Annotated in this window: 14 protein-coding genes; 8 read left to right on the forward strand and 6 right to left on the reverse strand. The window is 58.4% G+C overall.

Annotation, left to right across the window (positions count from 1 at the left end):
- The first annotated feature begins 90 nt into the window (after nucleotides 1-90).
- Nucleotides 91-438 carry a hypothetical protein gene (locus BJF91_RS05460; protein ID WP_075613488.1) on the forward strand — a complete coding sequence of 116 codons (348 nt, stop codon included), beginning with the start codon at nucleotides 91-93 and terminating at the stop codon, nucleotides 436-438.
- Between the two features lie 4 nt (nucleotides 439-442).
- Nucleotides 443-793 (forward strand): hypothetical protein, encoded by a 351-nt coding sequence (locus tag BJF91_RS05465; RefSeq protein ID WP_075613489.1) that lies wholly within the window; start codon nucleotides 443-445, stop codon nucleotides 791-793.
- 4 nt (nucleotides 794-797) lie between these two features.
- On the opposite strand, the gene BJF91_RS05470 is transcribed toward BJF91_RS05465, so the two are convergent.
- Nucleotides 798-1,688, reverse strand: coding sequence for a LysR family transcriptional regulator (locus tag BJF91_RS05470; RefSeq protein ID WP_075613490.1), 891 nt, complete (start codon nucleotides 1,686-1,688; stop codon nucleotides 798-800).
- A gap of 99 nt (nucleotides 1,689-1,787) precedes the next feature.
- Here BJF91_RS05470 and BJF91_RS05475 point away from each other — a divergent pair, with 99 nt between their 5' ends.
- Nucleotides 1,788-2,789 (forward strand): aldo/keto reductase, encoded by a 1,002-nt coding sequence (locus BJF91_RS05475; RefSeq protein WP_075613491.1) that lies wholly within the window; start codon nucleotides 1,788-1,790, stop codon nucleotides 2,787-2,789.
- Between the two features lie 68 nt (nucleotides 2,790-2,857).
- Here BJF91_RS05475 and BJF91_RS05480 read toward each other — a convergent pair whose 3' ends face one another.
- Together BJF91_RS05480 and BJF91_RS05485 are read right to left on the reverse strand one after the other, a co-directional pair.
- Nucleotides 2,858-3,415 carry a DUF992 domain-containing protein gene (locus tag BJF91_RS05480; RefSeq protein WP_075613492.1) on the reverse strand — a complete coding sequence of 186 codons (558 nt, stop codon included), beginning with the start codon at nucleotides 3,413-3,415 and terminating at the stop codon, nucleotides 2,858-2,860.
- 164 nt (nucleotides 3,416-3,579) lie between these two features.
- Nucleotides 3,580-4,197, reverse strand: a complete 618-nt coding sequence (locus BJF91_RS05485; protein ID WP_075613812.1) for an MOSC domain-containing protein — start codon at nucleotides 4,195-4,197, stop codon at nucleotides 3,580-3,582.
- 118 nt (nucleotides 4,198-4,315) lie between these two features.
- Here BJF91_RS05485 and recR point away from each other — a divergent pair, with 118 nt between their 5' ends.
- The 3 genes from recR (at nucleotide 4,316) to BJF91_RS05500 (ending at nucleotide 7,578) form a co-directional block, all read left to right on the forward strand.
- Nucleotides 4,316-4,921 (forward strand): recombination mediator RecR, encoded by a 606-nt coding sequence (gene recR, locus BJF91_RS05490; protein WP_075613493.1) that lies wholly within the window; start codon nucleotides 4,316-4,318, stop codon nucleotides 4,919-4,921.
- A gap of 155 nt (nucleotides 4,922-5,076) precedes the next feature.
- Nucleotides 5,077-6,342, forward strand: coding sequence for a lytic murein transglycosylase (locus BJF91_RS05495; protein ID WP_234801553.1), 1,266 nt, complete (start codon nucleotides 5,077-5,079; stop codon nucleotides 6,340-6,342).
- A gap of 186 nt (nucleotides 6,343-6,528) precedes the next feature.
- Nucleotides 6,529-7,578: a glycosyltransferase family 61 protein gene (locus BJF91_RS05500; protein WP_075613494.1), complete on the forward strand. Its 1,050-nt coding sequence runs from the start codon at nucleotides 6,529-6,531 to the stop codon at nucleotides 7,576-7,578.
- 14 nt (nucleotides 7,579-7,592) lie between these two features.
- On the opposite strand, the gene BJF91_RS05505 is transcribed toward BJF91_RS05500, so the two are convergent.
- From BJF91_RS05505 to BJF91_RS05515, 3 genes are all read right to left on the reverse strand, one after another.
- Complete coding sequence (locus BJF91_RS05505; RefSeq protein ID WP_075613495.1) at nucleotides 7,593-9,221, reverse strand: MFS transporter; 1,629 nt, start codon at nucleotides 9,219-9,221, stop codon at nucleotides 7,593-7,595.
- A gap of 223 nt (nucleotides 9,222-9,444) precedes the next feature.
- The gene (locus BJF91_RS05510) at nucleotides 9,445-10,524 is read right to left on the reverse strand and encodes an acyltransferase family protein (RefSeq protein WP_075613496.1); all 1,080 of its coding nucleotides are present in this window, start codon (nucleotides 10,522-10,524) and stop codon (nucleotides 9,445-9,447) included.
- On the reverse strand, nucleotides 10,521-11,420 hold the full coding sequence (locus tag BJF91_RS05515; protein WP_234801554.1) for an SGNH/GDSL hydrolase family protein: 900 nt from the start codon (nucleotides 11,418-11,420) through the stop codon (nucleotides 10,521-10,523). Before BJF91_RS05515 ends, BJF91_RS05510 begins: the two co-directional genes overlap by 4 nt.
- Between BJF91_RS05515 and BJF91_RS25280 the strand changes: the two genes are divergently transcribed.
- Together BJF91_RS25280 and rimP are read left to right on the forward strand one after the other, a co-directional pair.
- Nucleotides 11,368-11,517: a hypothetical protein gene (locus BJF91_RS25280; RefSeq protein WP_234801571.1), complete on the forward strand. Its 150-nt coding sequence runs from the start codon at nucleotides 11,368-11,370 to the stop codon at nucleotides 11,515-11,517. The genes BJF91_RS05515 and BJF91_RS25280 overlap by 53 nt on opposite strands.
- A gap of 484 nt (nucleotides 11,518-12,001) precedes the next feature.
- The gene (gene rimP, locus BJF91_RS05520; RefSeq protein WP_075613498.1) at nucleotides 12,002-12,646 is read left to right on the forward strand and encodes a ribosome maturation factor RimP; all 645 of its coding nucleotides are present in this window, start codon (nucleotides 12,002-12,004) and stop codon (nucleotides 12,644-12,646) included.
- Nucleotides 12,647-12,665 lie beyond the last annotated feature (19 nt).

The following is a 12,665-nucleotide window of genomic DNA, read 5'->3' on the forward strand; positions in this document are numbered from 1 at the left end:
CGTAAATATAACAGCTTAGCGTGAAAATTTCTATTGCCTTTGTCGTGCCCCGGGCCTACCAATGGCCCGGGGAAAACGTGGGGCAAAAATATGAAAATCACCAAGACGATTTCGGCTCTTGCCACTATTGCATTGCTGTCCGGCTGCGCCATGTCACAGGAGCGCTATATGGCCATGAAAACCGCATTCGAAGGTAGCCCGAAGCTGCGTCAGAAGGCGGTGGCGGAATGCGAATTGCATGAGTCAAAGATGTCTCCAAAGACGATCAGAAATGTGGCGTTGGTGGCCAACACCACCCCTGATAAGATGCCCTATGTCATTTGTTCGCGGCTGATGAACGGGCTTGTATCTGGTCGGCTGACCTATGAGGATTACAGGAAGACGATAACCAGCGACGCTCCGCCGCCTGAGGTCATCAAAGTCATCCAGGGCCGATAGGACCATGCATTTTGTAACGGGAAAACGCGGCATTCTTGCCGCCGGACTGCTGCTGCTTGGCGGTTGTGACATGACGCCGGAAAAATTCGAGGCCACCCGTACCGCGCTCGAAGGCAGTCCAGGTCTGGTGCAGCACGTCATCAAGACTTGCGAGGCCGACTATCGCTCCAATCCGTCCGAGCGCCATAGCGCCGATGCGATCATGCGGGCGGCGGGCGTCCAGCTTTCGCCAGAGGTCTTATGCACCCGCGTCATCGCCAGGATCGCCAAAGGCAAACTGACCGTGCATGATTATAACAGTGGCGGTCGTGGCCAAGCCACTCCCGCCATGATCGCGGTTGTCCGCGGGCGATGATGCATCAACTGCGGTACCGGAAAAAGTCTACGAAAGCCCGTAGCGCCGGGCGCATCTGCCGGCGGGTCGGATAGTAGATATGGAAGCCGTCGAAGGGTGGGCACCAGTCTTCAAGTACGCGCACCAGCCGGCCTTCTGCCACATCCTGCTCCACCCTTTGATCGAAGACGAAGGCGAGACCAGCGCCGCCGAGTGCGGCCAGTCGGATCAACCTCTGGTCGGCAAGCGTCAGGATACCAGGCACGTCGACCACGACGGCTTGTCCGTCCCGCTCCAACTCCCATCGATAGATCCGACCGCTGGAAAACCGACGGCGGATACAGCGGTGCTGCATCAGGTCATGAGGATGGTACGGCGGTGGATAGCGCTCGAAATACTGTGGTGCGCCGACGATGGTGCCACGAATGGGTGCGCTCGCGCGGACCGCCACCATGTCGGCTTCCAGATGCTCACCCAGCCGCAGGCCCGCGTGAAATCCCTTCTCGACGATATCCTCGAACAGATCATTGGTGATCAGTTCGAGCCGGATATCGGGATAAAGTGCGAGAAACGCGCCAAGCTTCGGTACGATCAGGTCTTCGGCGGCAAGATGCGGCAGGGTGATCCGCAAGGGACCGGCCGGATGCGTTTTGTTTTCCGTCAGCGTGTCCAGTGCCATGCCGATATCGGCCAGCGCTGGCGCCAGCTTTTCCAGCAATTGCCGTCCTTCCTGCGTTGGCGCGACGCTGCGGGTGGTGCGGGCGAGTAGGCGCACGCCAAGGCTTGCCTCAAGCGCCGAGACCGCATGGCTGACGGCCGACGGAGCAATACCCCGTTCTTCCGCGGCCTTACGAAAGCTGGCGGTCTCGGCGACGGTGGCAAGCACCGCCAGTTGCGACAATTGGATTCGATTCATTGTTCTATTTGTTAGAACAGTCCTCGCGCAATTGCATGCATTATCTTCTGAGCACTGCGCTGTATCTTTGCTCAAGCCAATTCGATCTGGAGATCCATCATGCACACACGAAAACTCGGCTCCACGCTTTCCGTTTCCGCCATCGGCCTTGGCTGCATGGGTATGAGCCATGCCTATAGCCCATCGGCGGATGAATCCGCCTCGCTCGCCACGCTGGCACGGGCCGTCGAACTCGGCGTCACCTTCTTCGATACGGCGGAGGTCTACGGCCCTTTTACCAATGAAGTCCTGGTCGGCAAGGGCCTGAAGCCCTATCGCGATCAGGTGGTGATCGCCACGAAGTTCGGCTTCAAGATCGACGCGTCGAAATCCTCGCAGAGCGCCATGGTCGGTCTCGACAGCCGGCCGGAACATGTCAAGGCGGTGGCAGAGGCCTCATTGAAGCGGCTCGGCATCGAGGTCATCGACCTCTTTTACCAGCACCGCGTGGATCCGCAGGTGCCGATCGAAGAGACCGTAGGGGCCATGGCCGATCTGGTACGGGAAGGCAAGGTGAGGGCGCTCGGTCTTTCCGAGGCCAGCGCCGATACCCTGCGCCGCGCCCATGCGGTGCATCCGATTGCTGCCATTCAAAGCGAATATTCGCTCTGGACGCGCGATCCCGAAGAAAATGGTGTGCTGGATACGTGCCGCGAACTCGGCATCGGCTTTGTGCCCTTCAGCCCGCTTGGACGAGGTGCTTTGACCGGAGCCTTGAAGAACCTGGAAGGTCTGTCTGACAACGACTTTCGCCGAGGTCTGCCGCGCTTCCAGCAAGAGAATTTCGAGGCCAATCTGGCGCTGATCGAAGCCTTGGAAGCCATGGCCGCATCTAAGAACACAACGGCTGCCCAGCTGGCGCTGGCCTGGGTTTTGGCGCTGGGCGATTTCATCGTGCCAATCCCGGGGACCACCAAGATTGCCAATCTGGAAAAGAATGTCGGTGCCGTGGATATCAGCTTGAGCGCCGAAGAGGCTAAGGCGCTGGGGGATCTGCTGTCACCGCAGAAAGTGGCGGGCGGGCGTTATCCCGACGCCATGGCGGCGATGGCTAATAAGTGAGCCGCGATCGCTGCAATGCAAGTATGATTTCTCCCCGGCCTTCGCCGGGGAGAAATCAGCAATAAATATTAGCCGCGATAGTGCTTGCCGTGCCGGATCGGCGGGCCGTTATCAAGCGACTTCGGCGTCGATGGCGGCATATAGGAAAGCTTCAACGAAGCAAGCGTTGCACCGAGATTGATGCCGAGCGTGCTTTCAAGCGCGATAGGCTGCAGCGCTACCGAACCTTCGAAACCGCCCATCAGCACATTGACCGCGCCGCCAAAGCCGACGGCCACATTTGCGCTGGTGCCGCCGTAGCTGCCCTGCAATGCGCCTTCGACGAGGTGACCGGGAGCGTAAACGGCCCAGGCCATCTTGCCGCCCTGGACATAGCCGAGGTCAACGCCGAACTTGCTGAGCTTTCCCTGGTAATATTCGACAGGGGCCGAACTCGTCGGCTTGAATTCGCAGGTCAGGTCGCGGCTGGAGCCGACGACGGCGCTGATGCCGGGACTCATTTCGCAGGTGAGCATGCCAACCTGCACGGCAGCCTTGGCGCCCGTGGCGCCGAGCGGCAGGGCAATGGCAGCGGCGAGGGCTACGGCGGACAGCCGTGCGGCCTTCGATGGAGCGAGCAATGACATGGTGTTCTCCTTCATGGATAATTGCTGATCGAGCCTAAGGTTACAATTTAGGCGAGATCGTGCCTTTCTTAGAATTCATGCCGTAAAATTTTGTTCCACCCCTGGCATTCGTCAAGACTGTCAAGCCTTTGTGAGCAAAGCGAGATCAAGCCGGTGATCTTGTCTCAAAACAGGTCGCCGATTTGCTGCCTCAGCCGCTGCGCAATTGGTGCTGCAAGGAAGCGCGCCCGCTGCTGCGGATCGATTGATTTAAACGATACGCCCAAGAGCTCGGCCAGCATCAGCCGGTCGCTTGCGGCAAGGCGGTGTTCAACCCTCAACCCCGTCTCGACAAGACCGCCCTGCAAGACCCGGCAATAGCCGCCCGGCCTTTTGGCCTTGGTGTAACGTTTGGCAAAAAACCTATCTTCCATGCGGGCATTGAAGGTTGAGCAAGGAGTGCGGGGCGCCGTGACTTCGAGCAGGACCTCGCCCAGCATCAACCGGTCGCCAACGGCGAGGTCGCGGTTATCAAGTCCGTCAATCACAATGTTTTCGCCAAACAATCCAGGCGGAATTGGCCGGCCCAACTCTTCCTCCCACCATCGCAGGGTGAGGGCTCCTTCAAGATAGATCGCTTGGTCAGGGCCGCCATGATATTTGCGGTTGAGAATAGCATCGCCGACCAAGCCCTCGGCATCCACCATGACAGGGCCAGATAGCGGTTCCTTGACAATTCCGGTCTTGGTGTTGCTGCCATCAAGTCTCTGCGGTTGGCCGCGACAGACGCTCAGGATTTTCATGCGGATCATCTCCTTGCGGAATTCCATTTCACACGAACAAGGGTTACTTCTTTTTTGACGCACCGGGTTAACGAAAAACCGGATTCCACTTTTTCGCCCGATGCTCTAAGAACACGCCATGGCAAAGCGAGTCACCGGCCCCGAAATCGAAAAATTGATCCAGCTCCTGGCGAAAGTACCGGGATTGGGACCGCGCTCGGCACGCCGGGCGGCGCTACACCTGATCAAGAAGCGTGAGCAATTGATGGGGCCGCTGGCGACGGCCATGGGCGATGCCCATGCCAAGGTAAAAATCTGCTCCTGCTGCGGCAATGTCGACACCATCGATCCCTGCACGGTCTGCACGGATGTCAGGCGCGACCAGTCGATGATCATCGTCGTCGAAGACGTGTCGGACCTATGGGCCCTTGAACGCGCCGGCGCGATGAATGCCGCCTATCACGTGCTCGGCGGCACGCTGTCGCCGCTAGACGGCGTCGGACCCGATGATCTCAACATCAAGGGGCTGATCGACCGCGTGGCCGTTGGCGGCGTGCGTGAAATCATCATCGCGGTCAATGCCACCGTTGAGGGCCAGACCACCGCTCATTACATAACCGATCATCTGGCCGGTCTTGACGTCAAGATCACCCGCCTTGCCCATGGGGTGCCTGTTGGCGGCGAGCTTGACTATCTTGACGAAGGCACTCTGTCGGCGGCACTGCGCGCCCGCACAGTGATCTGAGCCGCGATTTAGAGCATCGCCCGGAAAGTGGGAACCGGTTTTCGGGTGACGACACCAACGCAAGAATAAAACTCTAGAGTTCGTGCCGACTTCAATATTCGAAACGATGTTTTTAGAGGCGCTCAATCTAAGATTGTTGCTCAATGGGAGACCACATGGCCCTTTTTGATGGTATGCAGCCTTATCGCACTCTGCTTGCAGCCGTGGCCGCCGTGCTCCTGAGCCTCGCTCCGGCCCGGGCCGAGCCAACCAAGGCGGATGTCGAAAGTCAGTTCCAGACCTGGGTCAATCGGACCCTCTGGCCGGAAGCGAAAAAGGCCGGCATTTCCCAAGCCACTTTTACCGCGACCATGAAGACGGCCAAGCTCAATTGGACGCTGCCGGATCTGGCGCCACCAGGCTTTCCTCCGCCAAAGCAGCGTCCGCAGAGCCAGGCGGAATTTTCCTCGCCCGGTCCCTATTTTCGCGAGGCGCGAATGCAGGCGCTGGCAGCCAGCGGTCGGGCGCTTGCCGAGCAATATGCCTCGACATTGAAAAAGATCGAGGCGAAATATGGCGTTCCCGGGCCGATCCTGCTGGCGCTCTGGGGCCGTGAAACCGGCTACGGCAAGGCGAAACTGCCCTACGAGGCGATCGATGTGCTGGCCACCAGCGCCTTCATGTCGACACGACAAGACCTGTTCACCCGCGAGTTGATCGATGCGTTGCGCATCATCGACGGCAAGGATGTCACGCCAGATGTGATGACGAGTTCCAGTGCCGGCGCCCTTGGCCAGCCGCAGTTCATGCCGTCGAGCTTCCTGCAATATGCAGTGGATTTCGACGGTGACGGCCACCGCAATATCTGGACCTCTGTGCCTGACAGCCTGGCGTCCATGGCCAATTTCCTGGTTCAGAAGGGATGGCAGCGCGGGCGCGACTGGGGCTTCGAAGTAACGATCCCATCAAGTGTTTCCTGTGCTCAGGAAGGACCTGATCTCGCCAAGCCGATGTCGGCCTGGGCTGCGACCGGCATTGCCCGCGTCGGCGGCAAGGCCTTTCCGAAACAGGATCTATCGGCGTCCACCATGATGTTGGTGCCCGCCGGCACGCATGGGCCGGAATTCCTGGTGACCCCGAACTTTTATGTGCTGAAGGAGTATAACAATTCCGATCTCTACGCCCTGTTCATCGGCAATCTCGCCGACCGGATCGCCTATGGCGCGCAAGGCTTTTCGGCGCCCTGGGGCGATGTTGGCCATATGCTGCGCTCCGATGTGCAGGCCATGCAGCAGGCGCTGATGAAGAAGAACTATGATGTCGGCAAACCAGACGGCCTCGCCGGCTTCAAAACCCGTAGGTCGCTGGGCGACTGGCAGGCAAAGAACGGGCTGAAGCCGACATGTTTTCCGGATGAGGATCTCAAGGCGAAATTGCGGTAGAGAAAATGGGAAGCCAGAGATGCTCGAAGCTCTCTAGAGTCAGTCAGGTTCAGATCGAACGATGCAGCCTTTCGATTCTTTTGTGTTCGTTTGTCTTTTCGGGAAAACCGGGTTCCACTTTTCCCCGACAAACTCTAGCGTATTGACCCAATTCAGTGAGGCCACCCCCATGTCAGCGGCGCGTTCATGAATTTCAAAATTCCGCAATTTCAGGTTGAATCTTGGCTACCACGTCTCGAAATTGCGGCGGACGCGGAGACGGACGATACGTTCGAGGAGTTTTGTCGCTCACTTCCGACGGGATACACGAGTCCTGACATTACCTTTCGCAATGTTGGCGATTCCTACATCCTCGGTTGGTGCGCAGCGATCAGGTCGGGCCCGCACGGCGATATTGAGGATACCTTGCATGGCATTCAGCCTCCACGGTTCGACGATATCGTTCCCAAGGGATTCGAAGTTCAGCGGCTGGAAGGGATCGTGCCGCTGGTGATCGGTAATGGCTGGTACAAAAACTATTATCATTGGATGCTTCAGGCGCTTTCTACGCTTCTTCTATTTCGCAAGCATAGCGGGGATCTCGATGTAACGATCGCGACCCCGAGCCTCAACGGCTGGAGGCAGCAAACCCTTGCTCTTATCGAGTTCGACGGGCGGGTGATCGAAATGGACTACAAGGATGTTCTCGATGTCGGCGACTGCATCACCAGCAATCTGACTGGCGGCACCTTCGCCCACTTGCCCCATCCGGCCATGCTGGCCGAGTTCGAAGCGGTTGCTGCAGGACTGGAAGATCAGCAGCAAAGCGGCCGCAAGATCTATGTCTCCCGGCTGGATGCCGGCGATGTCAGGCGAGTCGTGAACGAGGACGCCGTCTGCGAGTTCCTGGCAAGCTGTGGATTCGAGATCATCACCCCGGCCGAGCTCTCCGTAGAGGACCAGGCGCTCGCCTTTCGCGATGCCGACATTATCGTTGCGCCGCACGGAGCAGGTCTTGCCAATCTCGTCTTTTGCCCCTCAGGCACAGGAACCAGAATGATCGAACTGTTTCAGGCCAGCTGCCTGAACACCTGCTACGCGAAAATCTGCCAGGCAAAAGGCATGAACTATACCGCCATCGTCAATCCCGACCGCGTTGGCCTAGAGCCGGACGGGACACTCAAGGACGTCAGGACCCAAAACGATATGTGGCAGATCGTCGATATTGGCCTGCTTGAAAAGGTACTCTCCGCGTAACCTTATTTATCGGATCAGTGATGATCGATATGCGGCTTATGAAAAACGTCATCCGCCGGCGGGATGGTCTGGCGTTCGATCATCCGGTGGACGCGCGGCGGGTTGATGCCTTTATGCAGGTCTCCCAGCCGGTCGGTGATCTCGGCGTCGGCCTTGGTGCGGCGGTGGTTGTGGCGGACGTAATCGACCCAAGTCGGGGTGTGGTAGGTCTCGGTCCAGATATCGGGGTTCTCGAGATCGCGCATCAGCGCCCAGTTCTGTGCCCCGTCTCTGAGGCGAATACGACGGCGCTCGACCATGACCTTCAAGAATTCCGGCACATCCTTGTCGTCGATCTCAAAGTCGATCTGCACGACGATCGGGCCGCTGCGTGGGCGGATGTCGAGGCGCAGCGGCGGCTCGTTGAAGCGGTTGAGCGGGTTGAGGTCGAGGGCCGCGAAGGCAGGCATCGGTAGCGCAAGGCCGATGCCGACGCCGAGCGCCATCAGCACGGCGGCGGCGACAAGCGCCTGCTCGGAGGAGCCCGATTCAGCCAGAAGGCCCCAGATCCATGCGCCGCCGGCCATGCCTCCGAAGGTCGCTGTCTGGTAAAGCGAAAGCGCGCGGCCGACGACCCAGCGTGGCGTCGATAATTGCACCACGGTGTTGAACAGCGAGAGCGATAGAACCCAGCATGCGCCGGCGAGAACCAGGGCAGGCGCGGTGATAAAGAAGGAGTGGCTGATGCCGGTCAGCGCCAAGGCCAGTGCAAAGCCGGCGAAGGAACAGCTTACGATCTGTTCGCTGCTAAGCTTTTCCCGGATCCTTGCATTGGATATCGCCCCGCCGATAGCGCCGATGCCGAAGGCCCCGAGCAATCCGCCAAAGGCCAGCGGCCCACCGGCAAGATTGTCCTTCACGACAAGTGGCAGCAGCGAGAGGATCGCAGTGGCACAGAAGCCAAAGAAGAAGCCGCGAAAAAGCACTTTCATCAGATTTGGCGACATCGCCATATAGCGCAAGCCGGCTGCAATCGCGTGGCCGAGATTCTCTCTTGGAAGCGTCGCCTTTGGGTAGACCGGCTTCCAGCGAAACAGCGCATAGATCATCGAGAGATAGCTGACGGCATTGATCGCAAATGCAGTCGCGGCCCCTGCCAGCGCCACGATCAGGCCACCGATGGCCGGGCCAACGCTGCGGGTGATGTTGAACCCCATGCTGTTGAGCGACACGGCTGAGGGCAGGTCTTCACGGCCGACGATATCACCGACCGAAGCCTGCCAGGATGGGCTGTTGAGGGCGGTGCCGCAGCCGATCAGGAAGGTGAAGGCCAAAAGCGACCATGGGGTGAGCAGGCCGAACCAGGTAAAGACCGAGAGCAGCGCCGAGACGATCAGCAGAAAGGCCTGGGCAAACAGCATGACCCGCCGCCGGTCGAATCCATCAGCAATGGCGCCCGCCACAAGCGAAAACAGCATAATCGGCGCCGTGTTGGAGGCCTGTACCAGAGCCACCATGCTTTCCGACTTCGAGATCGAGGTCATCATCCAGGCCGCACCAACGTCCTGAATCAGCCCGCCGAAATTCGAGGTAATGCTGGCAAGCCAGATCGTTAGGAAGACCTTATTCTTGAACGGCGCCAAAGATGATTGTCTGTCCGGCACTGGATTTCCGCCTGGTATCGGGATGTCTGTCGAAGCGAGGCACGGTTGCGCCTACCTGCAAAGCGATTCTCTAGCCGCTGGCAGCTGGGTGCCAGTACAGAGAATTTCTAATATGGTTCGACCCCTCCCAAAAGATAGAGGCAAAAATGTGCCGTCAACGGTATTGAAGCGCGGTTGTGATCGGCGCGCGACAAAGCACGCCGATCCTTGAAATCATAGCTGACTAAATTCCTGTCGCCGTGCCCATTTCGGGCTTCGTCATAGGTGTCTTGCCGATCTTCAGGACCACTTTTTGCAAGGGCTTTTCGATTAGCCGGAATATCAAGACAGAAAGCAGGATCGTCAGCGCTACGGTTACAGCGACGGCGGCGGTGAGGGCGACCGTTCCCATCATTTTACCGAAGATTTTGATAGCGGCCTGAATGAAATAGGGATGGATGAGATAGAGGGAGTAGGAGGCATTGCCGAGCATCACCAGCAGCGACGCAATCGCGCCCTTGGGGCTGCGCCAGAACAGGAAGCCGCTGACAACGAGGGTGGAAAATATGCTGGGTGCCACGACCTGATGTACCGGAAGATTGCTCACCAACCAGTAGAGCAGGCAGGCCGCGCCGACTAAAAGCACGGCGATCGCATCGGAGCCGGCCTGGAAGAAGGCGGAGCGGCGATAAATTTGGCAGAGCGCAATTCCCAGCGCGAACTCGATCAAAACCGGATTGAAATAGAAGTGCCAAAGCATCGACCCATGCGGCCAGATCTCGTGCATCGTCACCAGGGCGACAAGAATGAGCGGGCAGAGGATGTCCGCCTTACCGCGCCACAGCATGCAGAGCGCGTAAAGGCAGTAGAAGAAGATTTCGTAGCAGAGCGTCCAGCCCAGGAACAGAAGCGGTTGTAGCGTCCCGTTTGGCTTGGGAAATGGAATGAACAGAAAGGATTTGACGACCGTCTCGACCGTCACCACCGTCGAGTTGAGCATGTTGGGCTTGATGAGCGCGACCAGAATGATCGCCAGCGTCAGCAGCCAGTAGAGCGGCACGACACGGGCGAAGCGCCGATGCAGGAAGTGGCCGATGCCGCGACTGGCATCGGTGCTGTAGCTGATGATGAAGCCGCTGAGGATGAAGAAGATGTCGACACCCATGGTGCCGAAAAAGAAGGGATTATTGATCCCACCGTATTCGACCGCAAGCCCGCTGCCGGCGTGATAGAGCACCACGGAGAAGGCTGCGATGAAGCGTAAGATCTGCAAGGACGGCAACATTCCGATTTGCGGTCGAACATGTCCTTCTTGATGCGTCATGGAAAACTCCAACCGGTGTTGTGACGGATTGCATTGGTAAGAATATCGGCGAGAACGCGATGAGCCTCGGTACTGGGGTGCCAATCGCATCCCAGCCCTGTCGCAAGCCTGTTCTTCAGCCGCAGATATTGGATGTTACGGTCGCCGTCTTGTTGACGCAGCCTTACGGCATCATTGATGGCCTGTTCCGCGGCGGCAAAGTCGGCCGTGTCGAGCATCGGTCCCAAGACGGCATAAATAAGCGCCTGCGGTTGCAGGGCGCGAATTCTCTCAAGCAATGTGCGGTCGTCGGCGACGAAAGAAACAGGTCGCTTTCCGCCGCCGAAATCATTGGTGCCAAGATTGACCACGACGATCTGGAACGGACCGGCATCCTTGATCGCCGCGCCCGCGTCTTGTGGTGTCGACGGCGTTGGTTTGTCGAGCATTCTGATCATGGTCGGCGTCGCAAGACCAGGATCGTTTTTCGAAATGCCGATGCCGGAAACAGCGATCGTCGCTAAATCGGCATTGAAATGCCTGGCCGTAAGCGCCCCATAGGTCAGATCGCTATTTGTGAGATCAGCGTTTGGTGGGCATGCGACGCCTTGACCCTCAAGGCCATAGCCGACGGAAATGGAATCGCCGACGATCAGCAACTTCCGATCCGCAGGTCTATCCGGCATAAAAGCGCCGTCCGTCGATGCGGACACGAAGGTGGTATCGCCGGAGATGTTTTCGGCGCGGCGCGTGAGCCTTGCCAGGTGCATCCCCTGCGGCAGGCCGGAGGCCACTTGGTATGATTGCCGGCCAGCGCCAAGGTCGAGCCGAGTTTTGCTGCCGTCGATATCGACGATCATGCTCATGCGGCCGGAATTCTCCAGCGTCACCGAAAGTGCTGCGCCGGAAAACCTCACGGTAAACCCGCTGCCCGGCCAGCCGAAACTGGAGGTCTGTTTGTCGACAACTCCGATCCATCGAGAAGGCTGCGTGCTGTCGGCCGCTGACGATTGATCCGACACGAGGCAGAATACTGACAAAAGAAATAAATATAGCAGGAATTGCATAGGGTAACGGCAGCCCTTTTGCTGATCTTGAAACCCTATCGAAATCTGAAGACGAGTCAATTAACGCGGGTTAATATTATAATACAGCAGTTCCTTTTGTCGGGTATGGCTATGCGCTTCGGCGATACTGCCTTGCTGCAACAATAAAAATGGATAATGGCGGTCACGTGCCGGATGGCTCCCGGCGGGGGGGGGGCGCGAAGGCTGGCCTGCGTTCTGCGCTTCCGGGGGCGGGTGTTGCGCGATGCGGGGGTATGGTCAAGGCACGCAAAATTCGAAAAGCTTGCATTCACGTGGCAGACGGCGTATATCGGCTTCAAATTCTTGATCGCCAGATGAAGAGTGGGCCCGGAAGGACCCGCTCTTTTTTGTTGGCGATGCACCAGAAACTCCATATCGAGCTCACGGGCTCCATTGCTAGGAGGACAGGTTTGTCCGAACACGTGCCAGCCGAGGCGGCCCTCGAGCCGCGCCTGATTATCGAAACCGGGATTGACCGCCGTGTCGCCGAGATTATCGAGCCCGTGATTGTCGAATTGGGCTTCAAGCTCGTGCGGGTGCGGATCATGAACCAGAATGGCATGACCCTGCAGGTCATGGCCGAGCGTCTCGATGGCACAATGAATGTCGAAGATTGCGAAACCCTGTCGATGGCGATTTCTCCCGTTCTGGATGTAGAAGATCCGATCGATAAGGAGTATCATCTCGAGGTTTCGTCGCCGGGCATTGATCGCCCGATGGTGCGCGCGTCCGATTTCACGCGCTGGCAGGGCAACCTTTTGAAATGCGAAACGTCCATTCTCGTCGGCGGCCGCAAGCGGTTTCGCGGCACGATTGCCGAAGTGGGCGCCAATGATTTCGTTCTGGAACGCGACCAGGTCGCCGCTGGCGAGGATCCGCGCGTGACCATTCCGTTTACGGCGCTGGCCGAGGCCAAGCTGATCCTGACGGATGAGTTGATCCGCGACGCTTTGCGGGCCGACAAGCTGGCCAAGGCGCAGGCCGCCAATCAGAACGATGAAGCGGACCAGGACGACGATGCCGATCAGAACGATGGGTCGGGCGAAGACCAATAACCGATAACGCGCCTGGAGG

It is taken from the genome of Gillisella taibaishanensis, assembly GCF_001938985.1.
Taxonomy (GTDB): domain Bacteria; phylum Pseudomonadota; class Alphaproteobacteria; order Rhizobiales; family Rhizobiaceae; genus Allorhizobium; species Allorhizobium taibaishanense.